This window comes from Paraniabella aurantiaca (assembly GCF_050309965.1).
In the GTDB taxonomy this organism is placed as follows: Bacteria; Bacteroidota; Bacteroidia; order Chitinophagales; family Chitinophagaceae; genus Niabella.
Genome location: NZ_JBLOSY010000002.1, coordinates 368,855 through 392,711 on the forward strand (window position 1 = coordinate 368,855; position 23,857 = coordinate 392,711).

General features: G+C 39.4%; 22 protein-coding genes. 9 read left to right on the plus strand and 13 right to left on the minus strand.

What is annotated here, in order from left to right:
- Nucleotides 1–12 precede the first annotated feature (12 nt).
- Nucleotides 13–399, plus strand: a complete 387-nt coding sequence (locus tag ACLOAU_RS16205) for a glycoside hydrolase domain-containing protein (RefSeq protein ID WP_427862945.1) — start codon at nucleotides 13–15, stop codon at nucleotides 397–399.
- Nucleotides 400–464: 65 nt separating this feature from the next.
- Here ACLOAU_RS16205 and ACLOAU_RS16210 read toward each other — a convergent pair whose 3' ends face one another.
- The 4 genes from ACLOAU_RS16210 to ACLOAU_RS16225 all read right to left on the minus strand — a co-directional run bounded on the left by ACLOAU_RS16210 (nucleotide 465) and on the right by ACLOAU_RS16225 (nucleotide 2,429).
- Nucleotides 465–905, minus strand: coding sequence for a phage holin family protein (locus tag ACLOAU_RS16210; protein WP_427862946.1), 441 nt, complete (start codon nucleotides 903–905; stop codon nucleotides 465–467).
- Between the two features lie 110 nt (nucleotides 906–1,015).
- Entirely contained in the window at nucleotides 1,016–1,426 is a 411-nt protein-coding gene (locus ACLOAU_RS16215; RefSeq protein WP_427862947.1) for a hypothetical protein, read from the minus strand.
- A 179-nt stretch (nucleotides 1,427–1,605) separates the two neighbouring features.
- Nucleotides 1,606–2,136, minus strand: a complete 531-nt coding sequence (locus tag ACLOAU_RS16220) for a helix-turn-helix domain-containing protein (RefSeq protein ID WP_427862948.1) — start codon at nucleotides 2,134–2,136, stop codon at nucleotides 1,606–1,608.
- Nucleotides 2,137–2,279: 143 nt separating this feature from the next.
- Nucleotides 2,280–2,429: a hypothetical protein gene (locus ACLOAU_RS16225; RefSeq protein ID WP_427862949.1), complete on the minus strand. Its 150-nt coding sequence runs from the start codon at nucleotides 2,427–2,429 to the stop codon at nucleotides 2,280–2,282.
- A gap of 161 nt (nucleotides 2,430–2,590) precedes the next feature.
- Between ACLOAU_RS16225 and ACLOAU_RS16230 the strand changes: the two genes are divergently transcribed.
- The 5 genes from ACLOAU_RS16230 (at nucleotide 2,591) to ACLOAU_RS16250 (ending at nucleotide 7,051) form a co-directional block, all read left to right on the plus strand.
- Complete coding sequence (locus tag ACLOAU_RS16230; protein WP_427862950.1) at nucleotides 2,591–2,950, plus strand: hypothetical protein; 360 nt, start codon at nucleotides 2,591–2,593, stop codon at nucleotides 2,948–2,950.
- A 623-nt stretch (nucleotides 2,951–3,573) separates the two neighbouring features.
- Nucleotides 3,574–4,314, plus strand: a complete 741-nt coding sequence (locus ACLOAU_RS16235) for a sensor histidine kinase (protein ID WP_427862951.1) — start codon at nucleotides 3,574–3,576, stop codon at nucleotides 4,312–4,314.
- A 28-nt stretch (nucleotides 4,315–4,342) separates the two neighbouring features.
- Nucleotides 4,343–5,050: a response regulator gene (locus ACLOAU_RS16240; RefSeq protein ID WP_427862952.1), complete on the plus strand. Its 708-nt coding sequence runs from the start codon at nucleotides 4,343–4,345 to the stop codon at nucleotides 5,048–5,050.
- A 39-nt stretch (nucleotides 5,051–5,089) separates the two neighbouring features.
- Nucleotides 5,090–6,079, plus strand: a complete 990-nt coding sequence (locus ACLOAU_RS16245) for a helix-turn-helix domain-containing protein (protein WP_427862953.1) — start codon at nucleotides 5,090–5,092, stop codon at nucleotides 6,077–6,079.
- A 576-nt stretch (nucleotides 6,080–6,655) separates the two neighbouring features.
- The gene (locus tag ACLOAU_RS16250) at nucleotides 6,656–7,051 is read left to right on the plus strand and encodes a hypothetical protein (protein ID WP_427862954.1); all 396 of its coding nucleotides are present in this window, start codon (nucleotides 6,656–6,658) and stop codon (nucleotides 7,049–7,051) included.
- Between the two features lie 50 nt (nucleotides 7,052–7,101).
- Here the strand turns inward: ACLOAU_RS16250 and ACLOAU_RS16255 are convergent, their stop codons facing one another.
- Genes ACLOAU_RS16255 through ACLOAU_RS16265 form a run of 3 tightly spaced genes read right to left on the minus strand, consistent with a single transcriptional unit; the run spans nucleotide 7,102 to nucleotide 12,309 of the window.
- Complete coding sequence (locus ACLOAU_RS16255) at nucleotides 7,102–8,493, minus strand: RagB/SusD family nutrient uptake outer membrane protein (protein WP_427862955.1); 1,392 nt, start codon at nucleotides 8,491–8,493, stop codon at nucleotides 7,102–7,104.
- A 17-nt stretch (nucleotides 8,494–8,510) separates the two neighbouring features.
- On the minus strand, nucleotides 8,511–11,723 hold the full coding sequence (locus ACLOAU_RS16260; RefSeq protein ID WP_427862956.1) for a SusC/RagA family TonB-linked outer membrane protein: 3,213 nt from the start codon (nucleotides 11,721–11,723) through the stop codon (nucleotides 8,511–8,513).
- A gap of 1 nt (nucleotide 11,724) precedes the next feature.
- Nucleotides 11,725–12,309, minus strand: a complete 585-nt coding sequence (locus ACLOAU_RS16265; protein ID WP_427862957.1) for a TlpA family protein disulfide reductase — start codon at nucleotides 12,307–12,309, stop codon at nucleotides 11,725–11,727.
- 631 nt (nucleotides 12,310–12,940) lie between these two features.
- Here ACLOAU_RS16265 and ACLOAU_RS16270 point away from each other — a divergent pair.
- Nucleotides 12,941–13,312 carry a hypothetical protein gene (locus ACLOAU_RS16270; RefSeq protein WP_427862958.1) on the plus strand — a complete coding sequence of 124 codons (372 nt, stop codon included), beginning with the start codon at nucleotides 12,941–12,943 and terminating at the stop codon, nucleotides 13,310–13,312.
- 7 nt (nucleotides 13,313–13,319) lie between these two features.
- On the opposite strand, the gene ACLOAU_RS16275 is transcribed toward ACLOAU_RS16270, so the two are convergent.
- Nucleotides 13,320–13,547, minus strand: a complete 228-nt coding sequence (locus ACLOAU_RS16275) for a hypothetical protein (protein WP_427862959.1) — start codon at nucleotides 13,545–13,547, stop codon at nucleotides 13,320–13,322.
- 367 nt (nucleotides 13,548–13,914) lie between these two features.
- On the opposite strand from ACLOAU_RS16275, the gene ACLOAU_RS16280 reads away from it, so the two are divergent.
- Together ACLOAU_RS16280 and ACLOAU_RS16285 are read left to right on the plus strand one after the other, a co-directional pair.
- Nucleotides 13,915–14,748 carry a restriction endonuclease gene (locus tag ACLOAU_RS16280; protein WP_427862960.1) on the plus strand — a complete coding sequence of 278 codons (834 nt, stop codon included), beginning with the start codon at nucleotides 13,915–13,917 and terminating at the stop codon, nucleotides 14,746–14,748.
- A 147-nt stretch (nucleotides 14,749–14,895) separates the two neighbouring features.
- Nucleotides 14,896–15,642, plus strand: a complete 747-nt coding sequence (locus ACLOAU_RS16285; RefSeq protein WP_427862961.1) for a hypothetical protein — start codon at nucleotides 14,896–14,898, stop codon at nucleotides 15,640–15,642.
- Here the strand turns inward: ACLOAU_RS16285 and ACLOAU_RS16290 are convergent.
- The 5 genes from ACLOAU_RS16290 to avs1a all read right to left on the minus strand — a co-directional run bounded on the left by ACLOAU_RS16290 (nucleotide 15,633) and on the right by avs1a (nucleotide 23,724).
- Complete coding sequence (locus ACLOAU_RS16290; RefSeq protein WP_427862962.1) at nucleotides 15,633–15,842, minus strand: hypothetical protein; 210 nt, start codon at nucleotides 15,840–15,842, stop codon at nucleotides 15,633–15,635. The genes ACLOAU_RS16285 and ACLOAU_RS16290 overlap by 10 nt on opposite strands.
- Before the next feature lie 323 nt (nucleotides 15,843–16,165).
- Nucleotides 16,166–16,411, minus strand: coding sequence for an AVAST type 1 anti-phage system protein Avs1c (avs1c, locus tag ACLOAU_RS16295; protein WP_427862963.1), 246 nt, complete (start codon nucleotides 16,409–16,411; stop codon nucleotides 16,166–16,168).
- Nucleotides 16,398–16,646, minus strand: coding sequence for an AVAST type 1 anti-phage system protein Avs1c (gene avs1c / locus ACLOAU_RS16300; protein ID WP_427862964.1), 249 nt, complete (start codon nucleotides 16,644–16,646; stop codon nucleotides 16,398–16,400). The genes avs1c (ACLOAU_RS16295) and avs1c (ACLOAU_RS16300) overlap by 14 nt, the downstream gene beginning before the upstream one ends.
- Nucleotides 16,643–22,468 carry a S1 family peptidase gene (locus tag ACLOAU_RS16305; RefSeq protein ID WP_427862965.1) on the minus strand — a complete coding sequence of 1,942 codons (5,826 nt, stop codon included), beginning with the start codon at nucleotides 22,466–22,468 and terminating at the stop codon, nucleotides 16,643–16,645. Before ACLOAU_RS16305 ends, avs1c (ACLOAU_RS16300) begins: the two co-directional genes overlap by 4 nt.
- Nucleotides 22,465–23,724: an AVAST type 1 anti-phage system MBL fold metallo-hydrolase Avs1a gene (gene avs1a / locus ACLOAU_RS16310; protein ID WP_427862966.1), complete on the minus strand. Its 1,260-nt coding sequence runs from the start codon at nucleotides 23,722–23,724 to the stop codon at nucleotides 22,465–22,467. Before avs1a ends, ACLOAU_RS16305 begins: the two co-directional genes overlap by 4 nt.
- Nucleotides 23,725–23,857: the final 133 nt, after the last annotated feature.

Here is a 23,857-nt window from a genome sequence, read left to right on the forward strand (position 1 = left end):
ACCTAAAAATGGGTGCGGGCCATTTGCGATCAGTTTTATGGAACGGAGGGAATACATGGCTATGGCTTTGGACAGGACGAAGATCAGGGGCAGCTGGGCGCCTGGTTTGTTATGGCGGCAATGGGCCTGTTTGATGTAAAGGGATTTACAGCGCCTGAAACCTCCCTGGGGCTATCAGGGCCATTGTTCAACCAAATCAGGATCCGGCTTAACAGCCAGTATTATCCCGGAAAAGATTTTACTATCATCGCTAAAAATATAGAGGGAGGAGATCAGTATATACAGGCCATCAGTTTAAATGGCCAACCGGTTCGTCAGCCATTTATTCCCTGGGCCGAGATGAAAAAGGGAGGGGTGCTGCAATTACAAATGGGCCATACGATGAAGGATGTTTATTAATGGTGTACTGACTCAGATGATCTGATATCAATTGAACGCGTCTAGGTCCACCTAAACCATAGCTGCTAAGTATTTTTTTTTGAATTTACTTCATGGGTATTGTTATCCTGAAGGAGATTTTTTAGCTGAAAAGTAATCATACGTTTAACCGGCCTTACAAAAATCTTTATGAAAATGCTTGAAGGGGCCATAGCCTCCATATTCTCTAATACTGATACCACTTCGATGTAGATCATAAGGTACAGCATAATATCGCCAAATATCCAGGCAAACTGTCGTCCAAATGGTTCGTGAGAGGCGTATACGATATTGAGTATTACCATGGCTATTATTATACAGCCACCATATTGCAATAGCTTTATGATCGATTGCCTGAAGCCCTGCGAAGTACGGGGCGTGCCTTTTAATATGGCTTTTGATACGCCGAAAACAAAATCGAGTGTGTATAAGATCAGCAGCCAGATGAGGAGGTGAACGGATGGCCAATAATGTATGAAGTGATTCATGAGATGATGTTTTAGTTATTAACGAGTGGTGTAAATGTTGATTAAAGAGCATCGCTGGGGAAAAGAAAGCAAACAAACCGCTGAGGCGGTTTGTTGCTTTTTTGATGGGCTTAGAGCTGGGCTTTGCGTGCTTCTACTGCCTGTATAAATTCGGCTGCTTTTTCCACGCTGTAATCTAAAAGGTCTAGGTCAAACTCTTTACCAGCATAACCAGGACGGCCATAATTTCGCTCGCGGCGCAGGGCCCGGTGTAATTGATACTCCGCAGTAGCCAGTTTGTCTTCCAGCTCTTCCGTTTCCTTTATACCGGGGCCAGATGCCAGCCTTTCTGTAAAGCTTGCGATATCTTTTTTAAGATTTTCGATCTGGGCTGCTATCACTTCAGAGGTTTCTCCATAGGTTTCCTTTTGCCCTGCCAGGTTCATCTGGCGTCTTACCAGGTCCTTCTGCCTTTTAATAAAGGTTTGTATAGCTGCGTCGCATTCGGCTATCGTTGCAAATTTTTGAACAGTTTCTACCATAGTTTTTGTTTTTGTGAAGCCCCCTAACCGTTACAGTACAACCACTAGTCCGCGGTTACTACCGGCGCTACCGCTACGGCTTTCGGGGCTTCGGGTGAATAATAAGCCAAACCTACAGCCGGCTCTATGTGTTACGCTTGGATGCTGCCCATTTTTAAATAGCTTTAACACCCCTTGCTTTAGCGAATGCTGCGCCGGGTTTCCACGGCCAGCTGTTGCAAAGCGGTACAACATTTAAGGCGAAAAGCCATCATCTGCAGCTGGTTCGCATCGCAACGTTTTAATTGTTTTTTTATGTCGCGCTGTATTTTATTCAGTACAGCCTCAGGAAACAAATCGCTGTCGGCCTTCAGTCGCAAATAGTATAAAAAAAGCTTTTTCTGTTCCAGCAAATTACTATACTTCGTCATCTTTTCGAGTAGCTGACTAAACCTTATAGCATTGGTAGAAGCCTTTTGTAGAGCGGTTTCTACCATTTTTTGGTACCGGCTTAAGTCTTCCGGCGCTGTAGTAATTAAAGCGCCTGGCGGTAGTCCCTCTTTAACAAAAAGTAGCCAGGCATTATTCAGTAGTTGCAGCCGGGTATAGGCTTCTGCAGATAGTTGCCTAAGTCCGCATTCATATAAGCCAATGGCACTTTTTGAAACACCTATCAGATCTGCCAGTTCTTGCTGGTTTAGATGGACCGTCTGTCTGAAAAATTTTTCCATGGCCGCATTTTTTTTGAGGTGGAGGGGCTTTTTGTAATTGTGTTTTTGTAATCCATTTTATTTGATTACAAAACACTGATTACTATTTTTGTACAGGTACTTCATGCTGGTTTATGGCAGCAAATTTTAAAGCTTCATATTAATTATTTAAGCTGTATCAACGATATTTTGACAAGCGCAGCTGTGGTGTATTCCGCATTTCGCCTTATAAAGTTTGTCAATGATTTACTCACAGATATTAGTGTTACGATCTTCTTAGTGGCAAAGGGCTGAGCATTTTGATACTTTTTCATAGACGACAGTTTAGACTTAGGGGCCGATTTCACATCATACAAACAGTAGTTTATAAATGAAGATCGAATATATAGTGAAAATTATTAATTTCCTATATCAGAAGTGGTATAGGATTTACTGTTTTTATAATCTTAATTGCACGCACAATAAAACCTATATTATGTCACATTTTATCAGTTTACAGGAAGCTGCTGCAATGACCGCACGCTACCGAAGTCACCGCGAAGGGGTTCTTTTACCTCAGCATCAAAATCAGAATCTTTTAGCTTTGAATGAAACATTTGATTTGGAGGCTGTAGATGCATTGTTGGCCCAACCGGGCTGTAAAGGCTTACGCATTTATTATGGTATGGATGAATCTTTAAAAATGCATGCCATATTGGTAGCTACAGATGCTAACAATGCCGACATTATACATGTCTCTAAATCAGACGATGGAGAACAAGAGGGTATAATACTCGAAAATGCCAACAGATGTCCTCCATTATGTCCACCGGCGAGTGAGTTGAATGAACCTTAAAACATTCTCAATTTGTTTGTCATTAACGAACTGGTAAGCTTATGCATTGGTGTACCAACTATTGTGGGTTGGATGCGATGCAAACGTATTCAACCCGCATACTATCCTTTTCTCATATGGCTTACCTTAGGTACAATTAATGAGCTGGTAAGTATTTGGTGTATTAATAGGTATCATACCAATGCTGTTAACTATAACTTGTTTCAAACCATAGCACCAGTATTGTTGACATTTCAAATCTACCGATGGCGCCGTTCATTAGCCATGATGTTGCTATGCTGCGGTTTTGTGATTTTTTCTGTGTTGCTCTTTATTGTTGAATGGTTTTTTAAAGAAAGCTTATCGCAGTTTTTCTCTAATCTTATAATTGTAAACTCCACGATAATTGCAGTAATAGCCATTTTTTACTTATCATATCGGCTTAGCGATACGGTTGATTATTTATACCGGGATACGCAGTCGCTAATTTGTATTGGCATTACATTAATTTATACTTACACCATCATTTCAGAGTGTTTTATAATGTTTGCAACTCGCTCAGCTATGGAATGGGGGTATTATGTTCCCATTGTTTTTTCTGTTGTCAATTTAATAGCAAATATATTTTTTCTAATCGCCGTGCTATGTATACCCTTAAAAATCCGCTTTTTTTTACCGCGGTACTAACCGCTGTTAGTATTGGTGTTATTCTGGTTAGCCTGGGCCTCATTGTGTTTAGGGCTCAACGAAGGTATTTTCTCAAACGGCAACAGGTGTGCAGCAGAGAGCTGGAAACATTAAAGTTGGAGCGATTACGTATGGCCAGGGACTTACATGATGAGCTGGCACCAACACTACAGTTGGTATACCGTCAGTTGAATGTAATTGCATTTAATAAAAGCGATTTTCAGCAAGTTGCGCTTTCAGCCAGGGATATGCTCGAAATTAGCATTCGGAGGATAGGCGAGATTTCTAAAAATCTCGAAGATCATCGCATTCTGAAAGCTGGCCTTCAACAAAGCATTCAGCAATTTATTTCTCAGCATAGTATGGCCGTGCAACTATATTTTCAGTTCCGCTACCAGCTGGCCCGCGAGCCTGCGCCTCTTGTAGCAGTTACATTGTATTGTATTTTGCTCGAGCTGGTTAATAATACTATTAAACACGCCCAGGCTACCATTGCTTTTATTACGTTGAGGCAGCAGCATAAAACCCTATACTTTTTTTACGCTGACAATGGCAACGGGTTTAATTTGCAGCAAATGCAAGAGGCAGAGGGTAGCGGTATTAGCAACCTGCAGCACCGGGTATCGCAAATGGGAGGTCGGCTTGAAGTGCAGGTGGGAGAGGGAGCTTCTTTTCTCATTAGTATTCCACTGTTCTGATTTTTCACTCCACCACAACTTTTAAAAAATGAGGACTCTACCTGACAAACGCATTTTATTAGCGGATGATCACCCCCATAGTTTGGAAGCTCTTAGGCTCTCGTTAACCTATATGCCGGGAATTGTTATTTGTGGAGAAGCCGGAGATGGCATTGAACTGATAGAAATGTGCACCCGGCTGGCCCCTGATGTTGTTATCACGGATCTTAAAATGCCGGGAATGCCGGGGCTGGAAGCTATTTCTATTTTGCAAACTGTGCACCCTGATGTTAAAGTATTAGCCTGGACGCAATATATGGATAATGAGCTGTTTCAAAAGGCAGTGAAAGCGGGTGCAAGGGGTTACTTATATAAAAGTGCGAGGCTGGAAGAAATTAGCATGGCTATTAATACCGTATTGCGTGGGTATAATTATTACTGTGAGCACACAAATAACATGATTGCGCAAATGGTAGTACAGGGTGCTTTCGAGAACCCGGTAAAACCCCTTCCGCCTGATTTTTTTGCAGCCCGCGAGCGAGAAGTACTGGTACTTATTTGCCAGGAGTATGCAACAAGCGAAATTGCCAGAATGCTGTCGTTGTCACCCAATACGGTGAATAAATACCGGGCTAATTTGAAATTTAAAATTGGTACAGACCGGTTTGCCGGATTGTTAACTTTTGCTATGGAATACGGCATTTTAAAACCGGAAGACATTAAGCGTAAAAATTTGTTACGAGGAAATGTAAAATAATACTGGCTACCAAACGATATGCCTTTAATCTGCAATTGAATGACACCACAATTCTATTTTAACCCACCCCAAAAATGGAAAGATTCTATTGAGCACTTTCATACATTGCCCAATGAGCAGGTGTATTGCCTGCCTGATGCCGTAGTACAGGGTAAGCGATGGGGGGCTGGCAGTAACAATTACCTGGTACATCAGGTACAGCAGGTACAGGGTATTACTGCAAGTGTTGTGAGCATACAGGTACATGAGTTTTCTGTAGTTACTATAAGTAGTGCTACGTCCTGTTGTTTATTACAGTATACATTAGCAGGTCAATCCTTTGCCCGTTTATCAGGTTATGGCATGTTGCCGCTATTTTACAACACCTACAGCTTGCTGTACCTTGCTAACGGCACTCATCAATTGCTACTTGCTCCCGGCACTCATCATTACCTGTATGTAATACCTGGTGCTCTATTGCCTTTTTTCTCCCAAAACAATGGTACCACTAATCAAATGCTGGAGCGTTTTAGTAATTTTCACACCGACTCTTTTCTGGCTGCGCATTTGCCGGTGTCAGTTGCCGTTAAGGGTGTTTTATTGAATTTGCTGCATCCCAACGGTAATAGTGCAACAGTGGCCCACCGGCTACGCTCAATGGTTAATGATTTAATATACCAGTTCCATAAGCAAACTATAAGTAGTGACCTGCCGGTGCAAAGTGATGAGCTAAGGGCTGCGCTTGCTGTTTTAGCAGCCACCCATCTTCGACTGCCTGTGCCGCAATTAATCCACAGGCTTTGCGCAGCCTTTTACCTTCAGCCCGCCACATTAAGGCAGCACTGGCTGCGGTATAGTGGCAGCTCTCCTAAAAACAGCTTCAGGCAAATGCGTCTTTATATGGCATTATACCTTTTGGTTGTAGAAAAACTCAGTGTTACTTATACAGCCCATAACCTGGGGTTTGTACATACCACCCATTTCAGCGCACAATTTATAAAGCAATACGGTATAAATCCATCTGCGGCTACTAAGCTGGTAGCACAATAATAGCGTTGACGCCGAAGCGCCTTGTTTATTCCTTAGGGGTATTATTTTCTTTGATCAACGTCTTTTTAAGTACTGCTCTTGCATCTACTTTTAGCTATGTAAATAGCTATAAAAAAGTAAATGATGTATTACTCTATATATAAACCAGTTGCCCGTACCGTTACCACTAAAGAGCACGTTGGTATGCCGGGCTTCTTGCGAAGAAAGGGTATGTCGAACTAGCACGACATACCCTTATAGACACAATTGTTGTATAATAGTATAGTTTAAGTACTTACAAGAAATGAATAACAAAAATAAAAAAGGTTTGAGTTTTGTTAAGTGGGCACTCCTGCAATGACAAGGTCTTTTTTATTGTTTGTATTCAACTTTATACAGCATATACAAGGCATTGTGTCCCGGTTTCAGCGCCGTGCATAGCAACTGTTGCAACAGTACGGTGCTCCTATACTTATAAAAGCAGGCATTTTTTTTAGAACCATTGGCCTGTTTAAAAAGCCAGACACAGTTTGGCGCGGTATCGCAAACACCGGGTATTATTATCGTATTAATTTTTTCAACATTAAATTTAAAAAAATGAAGAAGTTATTATTATCACTTTCGGCTATTATAATAGCATCCATTGCTTTTGTAGCTTTTAAGCCCCAGCAAAAAACAGCTACAATGAGTACTTTATATTTCAAGTATCAGCTAAATACTTATACGGCAGCACAAGTGTCATCGCAAGCGAACTGGAAGCAAATTGAACCTTCCGAAGCCTGCGAACAGGAAAGTAATCAAAAGGCCTGCACTTTTTCTATAGAGGTTCCTGACACTGATGAACCGCTTTATCTTAATGGCACACAGCCTTCCTCAAGAGTGCTGATTGACGCGGCGTCAAGTGGTTCCAGTAATTATGTGAGTAATGTAAGGGATAATGTTGGGACTACACCTCCAACGATCGCTAAATCCATTGAAAACATAAGCGAATAGATTTTCCAAATCTACTCTTTCTAAAAGCCGGTAAATTTTTACCGGTTTTTTCAATAAGTATTTTGTTTTATCCCGGTAAGAGTAACAATGTCGTAGGGTAAAGGCAAGGCATAATAATTGCTATTTGCCTGTAACGAGTATATTTTTCCGCCAACTTCCCGTTGCAACATAATGTTTCTGCCCTCCTTATTTAACCGTTTAATATCACTCCACCTGATAGCCCTAAATAACAGTTCTTTACGTCGTTCGTCCAATATTTTGTTCAACACATCAGTTTTACTGGTAGATGCATAAGGCACAAATGCTGCCTTCACAAAACGTTTCTGTAATAGTATATTTAGGTCATTGATTGCTCCGGATAATGCATCATCCCCTTTTCTTGCCATACACTCGGCACGAATGAGATACATTTCGTCGGTAGCCAAACCGGTAAATGGGATGCTTGTTTGGGAATAAGTGCCTCTAAATCTATAATAGCCATCTGATAATAGAAACCATGCTTTTTTGCGAAGGTCATTAGCGTCAAAACTTTGGTATAGAAGCGAGTCAATTTTAGAGCGGGTTGTTAACACCATAGGGTAGGAGTTGAAGCCTGTATACATTTCTGTATAAAAAATAGTTTCTTTATTGAATTTTTTTATTGGGTAAGTTGTAGTAAATGCAAGCACATCTGCATCTGCGTTAAAATCCATGAGGTCATTTTTTAATTGCAGGCAAAGATTAGCATATCTGTAAGCACTGTCATAAATGCGCATTGATAAAAAGGTTCTGGCCAACAAACCATAGGCGGCAGCTTTTGAAGGTCTGAACACGTGTACCGGCAAATCGGGCAAATAATTGATTGCCTCACGCGTATCTTCAACAATTTGCTTATAGGTGTCTTCTACATTTGCTCTTTTGGAGGGAATGTTGAAGTCGGACGACTCCCGTAACACAATGCCTTCATCAGTTTTAGAAGTTGCTGCGTCATAGGCTTTGGTATAAACAAAGGCCAGTTGCAGGTAATAATAAGCTCTGTAAAATTTGGCGCTACCATATACATTATTCCAGCGAGCTTTATTTTTATCACTTACCTCTTGCTTGCCAAGCATGTCAAGGCAATAATTAGCATTGTATATAACTGTGTATGATCTGGACCAGTCGTTGGGGTAATTATACTCATAAGGTTGCCATATATAAAAATGCTGGTTATTTACTGCAGTAGTTTTATAATAGGCAGGCAAAACAAAATAGTCATCCGCCGAAGTTTCGCCAAAACTAGGGGTGGCATTTTGGTTCATTACGAGCGTGGCGTCATCAAGCAACGCCTGTAGGTCATCTATCGATTCGGGAGTGGCTATTCCGTTGCTTGGTTTTTTGTCGAGATATTTTTTACAGGATGAAAATGGAATTGCTGTAGCCAGGAAAAATATAAACAGGTAAAGTTTGTATGTATTTTGCATATTGCTGTTTTTTAAGATTAAAAATTGGCTCTGACTCCTACTGTATATTGCTTTTGCAAGGGGTATCCGTTTAACGCATCGGGGTCGAGCCTGAATTTGTTAGCCCGCCATAAAATGCCAAGGTTTGCAGCATTCAGATATAGCTGAATATTCTGTGCTTTATTACGTTTCAGCTTCAATTCATAGGCTAGGTTAGCATAATGCAATCTTATATGATCACCTTTAACCACATTGGGCTCTGCATTCATGTAAAATATATCTCTGTTTGAAAATTGCGGATAATCCGTATATACAAAAGCGGGAACTGTAGTTCTCTGTTCGTCCCCCGGCTGCTGCCATCTTGCAATATAATCACCGTATCCAACTCCACCTTTTATTAGCTCTAATGAAGTAAAAGAGTTCTTTTTAAAATAATAGCCTGCTTTATACATGAAATTGACCGAAAAGCTAAAAGCTTTCCAACTCAGGTAATTAATAACCGAGCCAAAATGAACGGGAGCCGATGGGCCATAATAACGTATACTTCCGCTGGTCATTCCTTTTTCGGTAATTGCATTGTTTATAGCCATATAATCGGTGCTCAAATTGCCGTCGAGATATCCCTGGGGGTCTCCTTTATCATCCAGCCCTCCCCAGCGGTAAGCAGCAATAGCGTAAAGAGGCTTGCCCACAATAGGAGTAATCATGCTTCCATCGGTTGCTACATTGTAAAAATCCTGTGAGGTTTTTGAAAAATACCGTGTTGTTTTACTGGTATTATAGTTATAGATGAAATAGGTTTTCCATTGCATAGCACGATTAACATTGATTGTAGTAATCGAAACATCCAGGCCATGGCCTTTCATATCCGCTACGTTTTTGGTGATAAATTGAGTAGCACCGTAAGTAGTGTAATCATAGGGGGTTACTCCATACAGGTCAGTACCTTTTTTCAGATAGTACTCAATGGTAGCGGCAATAGCCTTCGACTTAATTTCAAAATCTAATCCAACATTTATTTGTCGAGATTTTTCCCAACGCAGAGAGGGATTATTAAGATCGTTGATTCGTTGAACAGGCAAACCTGTAAAACCATTTGTTAAGGCTGCACTTATTGGTAAGGGTGTTTTTCGGGTATCCAGGTTACCACTATAACCATAAGAAAGACGCATTTTTAAGTAGGGGATTTTGCCCAATTTATAAAATGGCTCCTGCGAAACTACCCAACCAAGGCCTGTGGACCAAAGTGGGTTCCATTTATCGTTTGTTTTTAGGCCAAATACATTAGAGGCGTCTTTTCGAAAGCTACCGCTGACGGTATATCTTTTTAGATAAGTATAAAAGGCATTGGAATAGGCGCTAACAAATCGGTTTAAAGTCCATGAGCTTAGGCCTGGTGCGCCGGGTATATATTCATAAGTACCCGTAATGTAGGTAGGATAGGGGGTATTGAAATTTACCGACCCCTGCGATAATGGATTTTCCTGATAACCATACCCGGTAAACCCATCTGATGCATTATTGATGGCTTCATTTAATTCTCCTCCCACAATAATATTTACCTGGTGGCGCATCCATGTGCGGGAGTAATTAAGCTGCCCTCTTGCATTGTTGCTCTCCCGGCTTCCATGAGACTTCCTGATAATGTCGCCAACAGGTACTGCATAAATTGGCGGTTGATTAGTATTGGCAGGCAAAACAGTAAATTTATTAATAAGGTTCCTGTTATAAAAGCTATTGGTATTGCTTAATCGCGTGCCCGTGGTCCACTGTTTTTGATATTGATATTCTATATGAACGGATAGGCCTTTAAAAACGGAATAATCTATACCCGCACGAAGTACTATATCCTGTAAATTGGTCATCGTTTTATCATGTTTATAATCTTCCATCGGGTAGTAGTTCCAGCTTAGTAAACGCCCGCCACCGGCTGTATCTGTATATAGTTTGTTGTACCGGGGCAAGGGTATGGGGCCGTTTTCATTTACATATTGTTGATAGGGTACATAACGGCTATTTATTTGTGATAACGAACTAAAACCAGGCATGCCAGAGAGGTTATTGCTATTGGTATAGTAGGCATCCAGCGTAACCTCAATTTTTTTAATCGGCCTTATACGGTTGCTGATGTGTACGTTTACCTTTTGTGATTGAGACCGATCGTTGGCATTGGTTCTATTATAATTGCCGGCTAATAACCAGGTGTATTTTTCAGTACCGCCACTCATGGTTAATGAGTGCTGCTGAAGAACTCCGGTATGTTGAAATAGCCGCCTGTATTGCTGCCTTCCATCAATATTTGCCAGTATATGTAAAGCTTCTGCCGAGTCTTGCTGGCTAATGAGGCTGTTGCGACGTTTTAAAAAAATTTCAACTGCTGCTGACAGTGGTGGTCTTGATAGGTCATTAATAACATCATTAAAATATCCCTTGGTAAAGAGGTATTGCTCCACCTGTAAATAATCGCCAACGGGAATTTCTTTCTTATAATAAAGGTTGATGGGTTGTGTTAATAATACGTTGGAGTTTGTTCTTATCTGAAACCGCTCGTTAAACTTTCCCTTTTTTGTAGTGATAACAATTACCCCGTTACCTGCCCTGGCACCCCAAATACTGGCGGCAGCGGCGTCTTTCAAAATTGTTACATTTTCAACATCGTTCGGATTAATATTATTAATGTCTCCGGGATAAGGAAAGTTGTCTACAACTATAAGAGGGGCCAAAGGCCCGTTAATAGTGCTCAACCCCCGTATGGAAATATCGTTGCTCTGGGCTTCAGTGCCAACTTTGCCACTGTTAAAAATCATTCCATTAGTTACGCCATTTAATCTTTGTAAAATGTTGGCGCCGGTTTGTTCGTTAAGCATTTTACTGTCTACAATGGTTACTGAGCCGTTTATTTCATTAGGTTTTAATTGCTGATACCCGGTATTTACCGTTACACCTTCCATCGTGTTTTCGTCTGGTAATAAAGATATTTCCCCGGCAAAGCCGTAAGCGCTAACCGCTATCTTTTTAGTGGTAAATCCTATATGCGAAATATACAGGGTGTCTGGCAAATAACTGAGCCTAATGGTAAACAAGCCATTGGCATTGGTTTGTACAACAGCTCCCTTGTGAAGCGATCTTACAGCTACAGCTTCAAGCGGATGTTTATTATTATCTGTAATTTTTCCTGTAATGCTTTGTGCTTGTAAGTGGATAACTGATAAAAAGCTAAAAGTGGCTAGTAGTGCAATTTTATTTTTCATGTCAATTAGTTTTTAAGTTGCGTTTTATATCTCGTTCTTTAAACCCTCTTTGTTCCACAGCGTTAATTGTAGTTTTTAGGTATTGAGAGATCATTTCCCGATTGATGAAAGTGATATTAGTTTGTGCCAGCAGTACTCCGTCAGGAGCCACCCAGGCATAGTGCGGATTGTAGCCCCGTCTTATATAGCTACTCAGGAGGCTGTCGTTAGTTATTATAGGAATGGATAGCTTACGTTTGTTGGCAATTTCCCAACGGGCGAGCGTATGTTTTACTGTATTACTGTCTTCAGTTGTTACCAGTAATATTTGCATTTTTTCTCCAAATTCAAGCTGAAGCGAATCAAGTTTGGTAAAAGATTTAATACAGGGTATGCAGGTGGTGTGCCAAAAATCGAGCAAAACCAACCTGGTGTAGTTTTTTTGAAAACCCGCCAGGCTAGCCGTGTGGCCTCCGTAATTAATTATTGAGTTAAAACGTATGTCAGGCAATCGCTCGCCGGTTAGTAGCGGTTGAATATGACTGGTCTGGGAGTTGGTAACTAGGCATAGGCTGGCCATTACGCTTAAGAGCGTTAATTTTTTCATTTTTGATCTTTTAATATTTAGGCAATAGGTTACTTAAAAAGGCCGGGCTGGCCACCGCGTAAATGAGGATAAAGCACGGCGGCCTGGCAGGGCTTTTTGGCCCCGCACCCGGCACACTCCACATCTTTAGCAGGTAAATAGCAGTAATATAGGAAGCGCGCTCCCTATCACCAATTACTAATACCCGCTTCCTGCATTACTGCGGCTGTCGTGGTTTGCAGGCATGCATAAATGCGGCTTTAGCACTAAAGCTTTTAATGGGTAAAAACAATCGGTAATATGGTATAGGTTTGCTCATCTGTTCTGGGTTTGGATGAGTCTCTGGCGGTAATTAAGCTGCACTTATGGCAATAAAAAAGCGTGGAGCTCAGCTTACCGCTCTGAGGTACTGGTATACCTTGTACACGGATAAGAGAGCCCACGCCGTAACGTGAGCTATTCATCTTATCGCCTCGTGTACATAAAAATTACCAGTTTTCAGAGCGAGACTCAAAGCGAACAACTTTAATGCGTTTTAAAGAAGTATCGCAAAATACAGTTTAACTATTACATATAAACAAATATATGCAAAATTCACATTCAATACAAATTTGTATCGAATAATTTTTTGTGCAAATGGAATATTTACTAAATGAAAATTTTCAGCGAAGAAGAGCTTCAAATAGTAAACATTCATATTGGCTTATCAATAAGACTAGGTAGATTGACACTTAAACTATCGCAGCTAGAATTTGCCAATTCTATCGATACCAACAATACAGCGGTTGGACGAATTGAAAGAGCAGAGCACTATTCTGCTTGGGATAAGGTATTACTTATGTCTCAATATTTAAAGCTCGATTTTACTTCACTTTTTATCCTAAAGACAAAAGCAGATCTTCTCAGTTTAGTAGATGATTGCTTCACCCTAGACAATAAACTTACAAAGGAAAAAAGTGATTATTACGTACAACTTAGGAAACGAATAGATGTTTTGTACAAGTCAATATCAACTAAAAAATAAATTTTCTCTACTGAAACTCACTTTTGCTTTCATCGGTACTTTTCTGACTTTCGTTCAACTGGTTTTCTATCGCCTGACTAGGTAATGTTATTTTGCCAAAATAAATAAGGCTGTATATAGTAGCAGCGCCGAGCAGTAGGCCAAGCAAGAAAAAGATGATAATGGCAACAGACCTGCTTTTTTGCAGCAGTTTGTATTTGAGTAGTTCTTCGGTTTCGGTTAGGATGTGATTCATTATTAACAATTAAAACGGTAATTTACAGTATTCGAATGCGGGCGTCCAGTCATTATAAATTATTTTCTAGATGTTTCTAATTTAAAATTACTAAAGTATTGCTATTGTTGATTGCCATTGGGGAATCGCGACACATATTTGACACTTGAAACGGTCGTGCGTAATAGAGTTCACGTCCGGCCTACGGCACATGATGTAGGCGATCTTATTAGGTTGGCCTTTTGCTTTGTCTACCAGGGTACAGGCCCTATTTTACCTTTTTACAGTTTTATTTGCGTATCTTAAAGCTAAAGAGACTTTTTTTTGATTACCAAACCCCATTTTCAATACAAAAATATTGAAGCTGAATTTTACAAAAGTGACAAACATGGGTGAGCTTGATTGGAAGAAATATGAACAGATTACCAAATATATCTACGGAATCCTGGGGCAAAGGTATGGGATCAAGATAAGAGGGTATGGTAAGGACTGTAAGGTGAGGGGAAAGTCTGGAGTCGAACACCAGATAGACGTGCTGACAGAGCAATCGGACAGTCGAGGTTTACACCTTACGGCGATAGAGTGCAAGTTTTTAAATCAAAAGGTTACCAAGGAAACTGTAATGAAGCTGCATTCCGAAATGCAGGATGCAGAAATCGAAAGTGGCATTATTGTTTGTAAGTCCGGTTTTACAAAGGACACATTAGCATATGCAGAACATGTAGGTATAAAGTTGGTGGAATTTAGGGAAGCCGCCGTCAAGGATATGAACGTTGAAAAAACAATGAATGTAGGTGTTCTGGCAATCCGTACTAAAGCAATTATTCGGCGTCCAATAATCACAAGAATCGATTTGGGGAGCGAGCAGATTATTGACGAGCATGAAATCATGGCCATGCATTATTCTACAGTACTTATATCGGAAGGTAAGAAAGTACCATTTAAGAATTATATGATGTCCTTCAGTGAGGAGTTACATCGACAACCCCTTTTGCAGACAACTTCCAGAGAGTATCAGCCAGTTATTGGGAAAATTGAGCGAGGGAATAATAACGATATAATTATCGAAAAGATCAGTTTTGCCGGGTTTTTAATTGAAATAGACGCAAGTGTAAACAGATCGTTTCGGCTCACTGATCAGGTGTGGATGATCATGAAAGAAATTTTTGATAAAAAAAGCTACTTACTTTCGGAAAACGGTATGATATACGATGTTGGCTGAATGTTCCAAACGTGATTGATCTCCATACCAGGACTGTATATGTTTCTTTAATAAACAAACTTTCCCTATTATAATTGTACCGCGCAGATGTATTGCGCAGCAGGATAATTATTTTGCTGGAAAATTATAAAGTTAACAACCTTAGCAATGGAGAAATATCAAGTTATTGTACCTGGATTTGACGCTTATATGTCAGCTGCCAACCAGACTGCAAACGCTTTATTAGCTAGCGATAGCGATCTAGTCGCAGGCATTCGCCACTTTGACGAATTTTACCGGAATAAACTTGTATCCAATAATTCCCAAATGGGACCGATAGGCATGTTCCTGTTTCACAATGCGTATACTTGCTTTTTATCGGCCGTTCGAATGGCACTTAGTGGTCACACTGCGTCCGTTTTTCCTTTGTTACGAACAGCATTAGAATCTGCCTGTTATGCTGTAATTGTTGAAAGTGATCCCGAGCTTGCGCAGGTGTGGATAGATAGGCATAAAGGAGATGCAGAGCGTAAGGCTTGTGGACGAAAATTCACTGTAAAGAACGCGAGAGATCTAATTAAACGAAAAATGCCCAGTTTTGATTCCTTGATTGGTGAACTATACGATAGTGCTATCGATTTCGGCGCACATCCAAATATTAGAAGTGTATTTGGGCATGTGACAATAGACTCGGATACCTACCCTGAACATTGTGCAATTAGTCTCGCAAGTCTTTACGGGGAAAATCATCATGAAACCCATCGAGGGCTATTGGCTTGCTTAGATTTTGGATTTTTCATATTCGTTATCGCGGTTTTAACACCTCAGGAGATAAACGAAAATCTATTGGAAGACACACTTAGCTTAAATAATTTAAAAGAAAGTATAGCTGAAAAATATTGTAGCTACCCGTAAAGGCGACTAGCGATCATAACGCAGAAATATTCCTGCAAATCGCTGATAATACTGTTGTACTGCTCTTTTAAATGGTATTGCCGATTATTTAGATTAATGGAAGATACTTTTAGCAATGCATCGTGTATGTCGGACTCTTTAAAGAACTTGTCGGGGAAAGCCCCATGCTCTAGCTTTTCATACAACCATATTATCGCCATGCCTGCTTTTGCATCGGGAAAAAGCAGGCGATAGGTCTGTTTCTTTGCAATTTTTGCAAGGAAATGGAAGGTATGGTTGTCGTTATATTTCAGTCATCCATTTTTTCATGTTTGCTTGTAACAGTGCTTGCTCATCTATCGTCAAAAAGTTCGGCCGGCCATTCGGATGGTTTTTTATGTTTTTTATATGCGGCTATGTAGACCACAAAAAATTTCTGAATAAATCATCGTCACCGCTTTCAACAATTCGATGGGTATCCTCTGCCAATAGGAAAAGATTGTGCTCAAATTCCCTTCTGGTTTTTGGTGGAGGCATTCCATATTTACTCTTCTCCATTTTCTTTTGATTTTAATTCCTTTTGTTGCACCATATTGGCAACTGTGTTTGCCATCAACCTGGCCATTTCATCAACTGTATGAAGATTGCCTCTCCTGTTAGGCGCTAATCTTGCATTTTCTATTCCTTTTATTGATTTGATGTTCGAGCTGTTGATCATTACCTGATCTCTTTCAAAACCTTCGGACAAAAAATGCATATTACGTTCAAATTCTTTTCTACTGTTCGGCATTTTTTCTGTTTTTAAATTCTGGTCTATCGAAGTTTGCTGTAGAGTTTGCCATTAATCTTGCTGATTCATTAATTGAATGAAAAGCAACTCGCTTGTTGGGAATCCGTTTCATATTAACTAAGCTTCGCATTAAACTTTTATCCGGCGGTAAATGCAGTTTGCCGATACGAATTCTTTCTGTTAATAGAAAAATATTCCTTTCAAATTCTTTTCTGTTGTTTGGAGTAATCATCATTTTATTTCCTTTTGTTCAAACACATCAATGTATCTGGAATTGTTTCTATAATATATTTGCCAAATCAATTTATACCCAGATTGTAGTGCTTCCATTTTGTCTTTGGTCACGGTTGTACAATAACCTGTTTTTTCAGCAACGCCCTGTTCCCTGTTGTCCCAATTTCTTCCTTTTCGCCAGTATCCCGATTTAGTATTGTCTTTGAGATTGGGGATTAGAGTACCTAAAATTTCACTCATTACAGCTGGTACTAACTCACTTCCGGTAACATTACCTGCATATTCACTTTTGATGAATAACGGAATTACATTTTCCTCCTCATGCAAGACGCTACTTGGGTAACCATTCGCAGGGAAAGTTGGCCAAGGATAAGAGTGGCGTTTTTCAGAGAATTTTGCTACTGGGATCAAGTATGCCGTGAGCTCTATTTTCTCTTTAGCGCTGCGGCGAGATTCCGAGTGTTCTTCAGCATAATAGTTTAATGGAAGCTCATTGTTAACTAATAGTTTGTCAAAAGCAATATTTCCAGTTTCAAAAAAATCCTTTACGGCATTTTCAAAACTTTCATTACTACTATTAAACTGGGGTATTAAGTTGTTTTCGGGAAAGGTTGGCTGATAAAACCGCAATATATTAGCAACTTTCTCTGTGTCACTAAGTGTAGTGCAAGTATACACAGCAACATTCAAAGCATATCTCAAAAGTGTATCAAAATCCGAAACAAGGGAGATGTCGTTATGATCGTTAAAACTTCGATCAATATACTCACTTGCTTTCAGACTATCCTCAATAGATATTGGGGCTAATCTTTTTACCTGTCCCACCAATGTTTCAGCAAACTGTTTGGTTAAAATATTTAGCTCATTAAGCTCATATATTGGGTCACTTATAGGTTCCAAATACTCTTCTTCAAACACTATTTCCCCTTTGCTCTTATTAGATGCAGCAAAAGTTTGTTTAAACTTTGCAATCAACTCATCAAGATAAGTAATGCCCTTATTTTTAAGCTCGGTAAGAGATGCAAGAATGGCCTCTATTATCATAAAGTGATTAAGTTTCAATAGCTCTTGTTCCCTTTCTTCCAAAGCAGCTTTCAGATTTTCGGCAAAACCATCAGGATTTAAATTTGAGAGCTGATGAATAACAGAAGCTGAAAGTTCTTTTGAAATGCTATAGCCGTCACTAAGTATTTCTTTCATTAGAGCTTGAACAAGAATGCCTGGGTTAACGGAGCCGAGCCAAACCAAAGTTTCAATAACTCTATTTTTTACAATTAATGACGGATGATTTAAAAACCAAATAAGGAACTTCAGTAAATGCTCATCTTGTTCATGGGTGTTTACTTTATCGGCTCCTTTATTCATCCATTGGTACCTGTCATAAAAATGCTGGCCCGTTCTCACCATCAAATTAATATGCTCAAGAACAGCTTCTAAGATTAACTGCTTTTCGTGTTCATCATTTATGTTCCGAAGCAAAGCAATGATTTGATTGGCGATTACCCATTCTTCAAAATAGGGCTCATTAATAATCAGTTGTTTTATGTCTTTGATAAATTCTGCAGAGTTATTGTAAGTTTCGGAAAAAAGATTTCTTATGTCATTGATTTTATTTGAGTAGTTAAACGACCATATTCCATATTTTTCATCCTGAACTTTTTGCAATGCGTCTACTATAACTTTTCTTGCACCACTTTTATTTTCTGTGTTAATCTTCCTCTGCGCTTCTTCTTTTGCTATAATTAATCCATCCAGAGGGTTTTCTTTTTCTTTTGTACGAGTTGAAGGTTTTCTTTCTTCTTCAGCTTCTTCTTTTTGGGGTTGATTTGGTTGCATTCCAACCGCTTCTAAATACGGTTTCACCTTCTCAAAATTTGAAGTACTCAATTCGCTAAACAATTCCCGCAGGTATTCATATCGAAATTCATCGCTTATTTCGGCAACCACAAACCGAGCTAGGCGCTTAAATACTATGTCTGACTTTCCTGGTTCACTGTTTTCTAAATGGTTCAGAATACCTGCCTGAATCTTTGCATAACCTCTGATATATCTATCATCCCCAAGCATAAACAATTCACTTAGTCCCCAAACGATAAGAGAACCTGAATCTTTAATATTCCGCAGCATGTCCATTATAGCACTCTGCTCCTCGATTGCCCTGGCTCCTAATACGTATCCCTCGCCTGTGTAAGGCATATCGACTTCCCCCGACTCAGCATTGGTTATAATAGTTTGGTGATCCGGAAGCAACAAGTGTTTAAAGTATTCTATTGACTTATTTAAAAACCCGACCTTAGCCAAGTCACCGACAAACTCCTCCTGTTGCTGTTTCACATATCGTTGAAATGTCATCTCGCCGGATGCATTATGAAGATGCGCTGCGAATTTCTGAAGATAGGAAAGGTTGCCATCCTTAGGGACAATATTTGAAACAGCAGTATTAATAATTCCCAATTGAGCTTCTTTGTACCATGATGGCCCCATTGAGGTGTCAATCATTTCCTTAAAAACTTGTTTAGCCTTATCATCATTCTTCAGGAACGCATACAATTCAACTAATCTCAACAGGTATTCATTTCTTTCCCATCTATTTTCTACAGTGTTTACAATATGCTCTTCTAACACTTTTGCCACTTTAAAGGCCGGAACCTCATGTTCAGGTTGCTTAGCTAATGCCCTGGCAATAACAAACAAGATATCGGTATAACCTTCGGTGTATACCCCAAGCTGATATGACTTCTTGTTGACTATCTGCTCAACAAAAACAGGAATATAATCGGGGAAAGCATCAATCAGTAAATGAATCAGGCTTTTGTAGATGACCGGGTAAATCAATTCAGGAAGGGCATAGCTTCTTTTCCAATTTATCCTATCCCTTAAGTCCGGAATTAGCTTTTCAATTAAAGCAGTTAGTTTGCTCTGAAGCTGTTTAATTTCTTCATTCCTGCCATCAATTTTATAACGCTTTACTTTTCCTGCCAGGAAGCATAGATATTTAAAAACAGATTTTATATTTTCTTCCCAATTGGATGAGTATCCATATTGTGGAAGTGCCGGATATTGGTTTATAGTATCAAAATACCCAAGACATTCTGCATTGAGCGTAAACCGATGTATGGATTGATGATTTAAGTCAACGCCATTTTCTTTTCGCAAATCGAATTCTTCGGCACCTGGAAAGACGTTCTTGTAAACATTCTCGATGAGATCAAACCTCTTTGATCTTCCCAATAGAAGATAAAGCAAAAAGAAATGATAGTCAGGATGAGTACCATACTTGTCAATCACGTACTCTAAATCTTCTATCCAGGCAGGAATATTATCTTCTGTTTTAACTATGGGGCTTTTTTCCTGAAATTCTAATGCATGATAGATACTCAGTGCGATAAAGCCGCTTGACTTTTCATCAAATTTAAATTTGTCTTCTGTGAGTTTAGTGAATGGAGGTATATCAAATCGCCAAATGAAATAGCCGCTGTTATACGAGCCAACATCGTCTTTAAATTTGTGAACCGCTTCAGGTGGATTCCCGCTTGTTTGAATCATTTTAATGGCAATATTTTTAATATGGCCAAATTCGCGGTACGCCTCTTTAAAGTCTGCATTTGAAGATAGGGTAACAGCACTACATTTTAAATGAATAAATCGATTGAATGAATCAGATTCCAGACCTGAGTCAAGTATATTTCTGCAGGTTTGGTTAATCGCATTCAGTAAGATCTCAGCTTCTTCATCTGCCTCATACTCGTAAAATTTTTGTAGAAGGTATAATGCATCTCCATCAGCAGTGATTAGTGTTTTATTGCGTACAACATACCTTATCGCTTCTTCCGGTCTGCCCAAAGCCAATAAAGCATTTACAAGGAAAATGGCGTTTTCCTGAAAAAGTGTATTGTACCTAAAATTCACCCGCTGCGAAAGAAGCAATAAAGAAATGACTTTGTGAGCTATCCCCAATTCAGCAGCAAGACCAATTACATTTTTAACGTCTACCAAAACAATATCAGGGTTAATACTGTTCAGTGCACAGTCATCAATCCATGCCTGGTTGCACTCGTCTAATGCTTTTCTTTTGCTTTGCTCATCTCCATGTGCCAAGTGATACACTTTCTCGGACAGACTAAAATTTGTCTGAGGGTGTTTTTGAATATAATTACTTATGTTTTTATGTACCTGTTCGTCTGATTCATCTGTCTTTTTATTTACAAAATCAGAAAAAGAGGTGTGATAGATACTTATAGCTTCATTGTCTCTTAACAAGTGTTCGATCTTCTTAAAACTCGACAGGAAACTGTGTTTCGTAGCGTCCGGCTGTATTTCTGATAAGGTTTTCTTATCTACCGGTACTCTTAACCTTGATAAAGTCGCCGCAAGCCAGATTTCTTCCGGGTGATCGTCTATTTGCAGCCAGATTTTGTTATAATAGTTTTCTATTTCTCCGCCAATTACAGGAATCGAACTGATCCAATCATCAATGGAAGGTATTTCTTCCATCCCCAAAATATACTTTGTCAAATACCTTAGATAAAGAGGATGCCCTTCTGATTTTTGTGCCAGTGCAGCTATTTGATTTGCATTGAGTCCTCTTTCTGCTACATGTTCGGAAAGATATTTCTCCGCATTCTGAATTGACAGTGGCGTAACCTTAATTTCTTTTGATGCATCAATTGCGGTCTGGAATGCATTAGGTAATAACTCTTTTGATGTACATGAGAAAATCACCTTGATGCGTGGAGGTAACTTAACAGGCAACACGGAGAGAAAGTTCTCTATTTTGGATTCGCTAACATCATCCAAACCGTCTACGATCAAAAAAGCTATTTTCCCTTGTTGTTGATAATGCAAGGATAACTGCTGTATCGCCTGGTGAATTTCTATTATCCTGTCATTTAATGTTTTTTCAGCCTTGGGCTTGGGTGGCGGACTGTTATATAGAGTACGATGACAAACTTCCTCTACCCATTTCATAAAGAAATCCGGTGTTGCCCTGATTTGTGTTGGAATTTCTTCGCTCTCCGGAACCTTTACAAAAAATCGGTCACTTATTACATGATTGCCAACCTCAAATTCCAATTGGGCAGCTATTGTAGTTTTGCCTGAACCCGGGCTACCACTTACCAAAAAATAACTCCCATCAATTTGCGCCGCAACTACATCATTTATATTTTGCAACACTTCCTCATTGGGCGTGGTGTCTGATATATCGCTTTCAATCGAATCTGGTATAGCGTGCCCTTTATCGACAGTAACTATGATATGGTGCTTGTTCAATATCTCAGCAATACTACCGATACTTGTTGCGCCAAGTGTCCCTACGGTATCATAGCCAATAACACCTACTACATGCCCATTCATTACCAATGGCGAGCCTGACAATCCATCAAATTGATCGAGATTGTTGTATTGCTCACATTCTAATTCCACATTCCATTTTGTACCATTATTATTAGTCCGAGAGACATTACCTGTATATCTTCCACCAGAGTCTATCCTTTGTGTTGGGAATCCATAAGTTTCCCAATTTTCATCGTAGGAAATTTCTATTTTTTTTAAAGGAAGGCCAGGAATAATAGTTTCAGGTTTATTTTTAAGTTCCAGTATCGCAACATCACGATCTGATATTCTTTCCAAGATTTCCGCCTCTACTTCCTTACCATTTAGATATAGCTTTACTGGTTGTCCTTCCGACAGATTATGCTCAGATGTAAGTAAGATTTGTTTATCTCCTTCAGCAGCAACAAAAAAGGCCGTGCCTGACTTGCCTCCGCAGAGCTGCACGGTTGCTACTTCTATTTGCTTTGGGTTTAATATTTTTTGATTCATATTGTAAGAGTGTAAGGCTGCTGATCTAAGTAGTGGATTGAGTAATTACATTTCTCCTTCCAATCTTCCCTATCAAAATATGTTGAATTAGCAGTGATATAGTTAAAGTATAATTTCCTATGAAAATCCGCTTTCCTGGTAATGATGTGTGCTATCGTTTCCTTGTCCGGATGACTATGCTTTTGGCCATTAGTGGAGATAAGGTACCTTTCCGAATCAATTTTATTTAACAACTCACGGCTGATATTACCAAAGCTGCCATGATGGGAAACTTTTATTAAATCAAAGATTATTGTGCCTTCGTTTTGGTATTCATTAAGGGACTGAACTATCAAGCCAGGGTGAGCATCGGCAAGAAAAAGTATTCTTTTGTTTTGAACCTGTAAAATAAAGGCAATAGAACTGCCATTTGTAGCCGTATTGTCTTCATCAAAAGGTGTTTTTAATAATTCTTCGAGTGTTTCTTTTGCGCCGGAAATTGGCTTTGGGGCTACTTTAGCCTTCTTTTGCTCCCATGACACAAGCATTTCAAATGCATCATCATATAGTTGCGAATTGCCCGAATTGAAATTAGCACCATACCTTTTTAATTCATCAGTCCATAGATCCTTCAACTTTTCTAACTTTTGCTTGTCAGGGGAGAGAAGATAGATATTAGTATCGGCATCTAGTTTAATTTCGGGCCTTTGTTCAATACAAACGGCCTGATTATTAAAGTCGCTATTCCATGAATATTTTCCTTGCAGCAGTAATGCGCCCACTGTTGTTCCTTGCTCTGCACTGATTCCTTTATCTCCCTGTTTGCTTTCGCTTTGGGGATATCCTCTTCGAATTATCTGTTGTAAAATTCGCTCTTGCTTTATATCTATTTCACCTTCCTTTTGCACACAGAGATGGCGATATGTGTTATGCCAAACTTCTTTTATTACTATAAACTTTTCAGCATTATTGTCTTTGAAAAGTCTTATTGCTCCCTGAATATGGTCCGCGTCAATATGTGTCAGAATTAGCTTTTCAAGGGTTCCTCCGCTTTTACCAATTTGTATTAAATCATCCTTTAGATAGTTTTGGAAAGTATCAACGTAGGCACAGTCAATAAGTAAATGCTTTTTCTCCGCTGTGGTTTCTCCAAAACTTATCAAGAAGCAATCGCCGTTTTTGGCTGGGTATATTTTGATATAAACGTTCATTTTATTCTTCTTTTGATTCAATGACTCTCCGTCAGCCAGTACACCATGTGCAAGAGTGATTTGCATAATCCTACTTTCTGTACAAACGTCAACAAGTTTAATATTTTGAAGAGCACCTTACCCAACCTGGACAATAGATGCCGCAATTGTACGATCCCGTATGTCAGGGTATGTAAATACATCTCATGATTTTATATTT

What these genes read in the sequence shown, in the direction of transcription:
- ACLOAU_RS16210 (WP_427862946.1), bottom strand. Translation starts at nt 905, where the DNA reads ATGAATCACTTCATACATTATTGGCCATCCGTTCACCTCCTCATCTGG.
- ACLOAU_RS16215 (WP_427862947.1), bottom strand. Translation starts at nt 1,426, where the DNA reads ATGGTAGAAACTGTTCAAAAATTTGCAACGATAGCCGAATGCGACGCA.
- ACLOAU_RS16220 (WP_427862948.1), bottom strand. Translation starts at nt 2,136, where the DNA reads ATGGAAAAATTTTTCAGACAGACGGTCCATCTAAACCAGCAAGAACTG.
- ACLOAU_RS16225 (WP_427862949.1), bottom strand. Translation starts at nt 2,429, where the DNA reads ATGAAAAAGTATCAAAATGCTCAGCCCTTTGCCACTAAGAAGATCGTA.
- ACLOAU_RS16230 (WP_427862950.1), top strand. Translation starts at nt 2,591, where the DNA reads ATGTCACATTTTATCAGTTTACAGGAAGCTGCTGCAATGACCGCACGC.
- ACLOAU_RS16235 (WP_427862951.1), top strand. Translation starts at nt 3,574, where the DNA reads ATGTATACCCTTAAAAATCCGCTTTTTTTTACCGCGGTACTAACCGCT.
- ACLOAU_RS16240 (WP_427862952.1), top strand. Translation starts at nt 4,343, where the DNA reads ATGAGGACTCTACCTGACAAACGCATTTTATTAGCGGATGATCACCCC.
- ACLOAU_RS16245 (WP_427862953.1), top strand. Translation starts at nt 5,090, where the DNA reads ATGACACCACAATTCTATTTTAACCCACCCCAAAAATGGAAAGATTCT.
- ACLOAU_RS16250 (WP_427862954.1), top strand. Translation starts at nt 6,656, where the DNA reads ATGAAGAAGTTATTATTATCACTTTCGGCTATTATAATAGCATCCATT.
- ACLOAU_RS16255 (WP_427862955.1), bottom strand. Translation starts at nt 8,493, where the DNA reads ATGCAAAATACATACAAACTTTACCTGTTTATATTTTTCCTGGCTACA.
- ACLOAU_RS16260 (WP_427862956.1), bottom strand. Translation starts at nt 11,723, where the DNA reads ATGAAAAATAAAATTGCACTACTAGCCACTTTTAGCTTTTTATCAGTT.
- ACLOAU_RS16265 (WP_427862957.1), bottom strand. Translation starts at nt 12,309, where the DNA reads ATGAAAAAATTAACGCTCTTAAGCGTAATGGCCAGCCTATGCCTAGTT.
- ACLOAU_RS16270 (WP_427862958.1), top strand. Translation starts at nt 12,941, where the DNA reads ATGAAAATTTTCAGCGAAGAAGAGCTTCAAATAGTAAACATTCATATT.
- ACLOAU_RS16275 (WP_427862959.1), bottom strand. Translation starts at nt 13,547, where the DNA reads ATGAATCACATCCTAACCGAAACCGAAGAACTACTCAAATACAAACTG.
- ACLOAU_RS16280 (WP_427862960.1), top strand. Translation starts at nt 13,915, where the DNA reads ATGGGTGAGCTTGATTGGAAGAAATATGAACAGATTACCAAATATATC.
- ACLOAU_RS16285 (WP_427862961.1), top strand. Translation starts at nt 14,896, where the DNA reads ATGGAGAAATATCAAGTTATTGTACCTGGATTTGACGCTTATATGTCA.
- ACLOAU_RS16290 (WP_427862962.1), bottom strand. Translation starts at nt 15,842, where the DNA reads ATGGCGATAATATGGTTGTATGAAAAGCTAGAGCATGGGGCTTTCCCC.
- avs1c (WP_427862963.1), bottom strand. Translation starts at nt 16,411, where the DNA reads ATGCCGAACAGTAGAAAAGAATTTGAACGTAATATGCATTTTTTGTCC.
- avs1c (WP_427862964.1), bottom strand. Translation starts at nt 16,646, where the DNA reads ATGATGATTACTCCAAACAACAGAAAAGAATTTGAAAGGAATATTTTT.
- ACLOAU_RS16305 (WP_427862965.1), bottom strand. Translation starts at nt 22,468, where the DNA reads ATGAATCAAAAAATATTAAACCCAAAGCAAATAGAAGTAGCAACCGTG.
- avs1a (WP_427862966.1), bottom strand. Translation starts at nt 23,724, where the DNA reads ATGCAAATCACTCTTGCACATGGTGTACTGGCTGACGGAGAGTCATTG.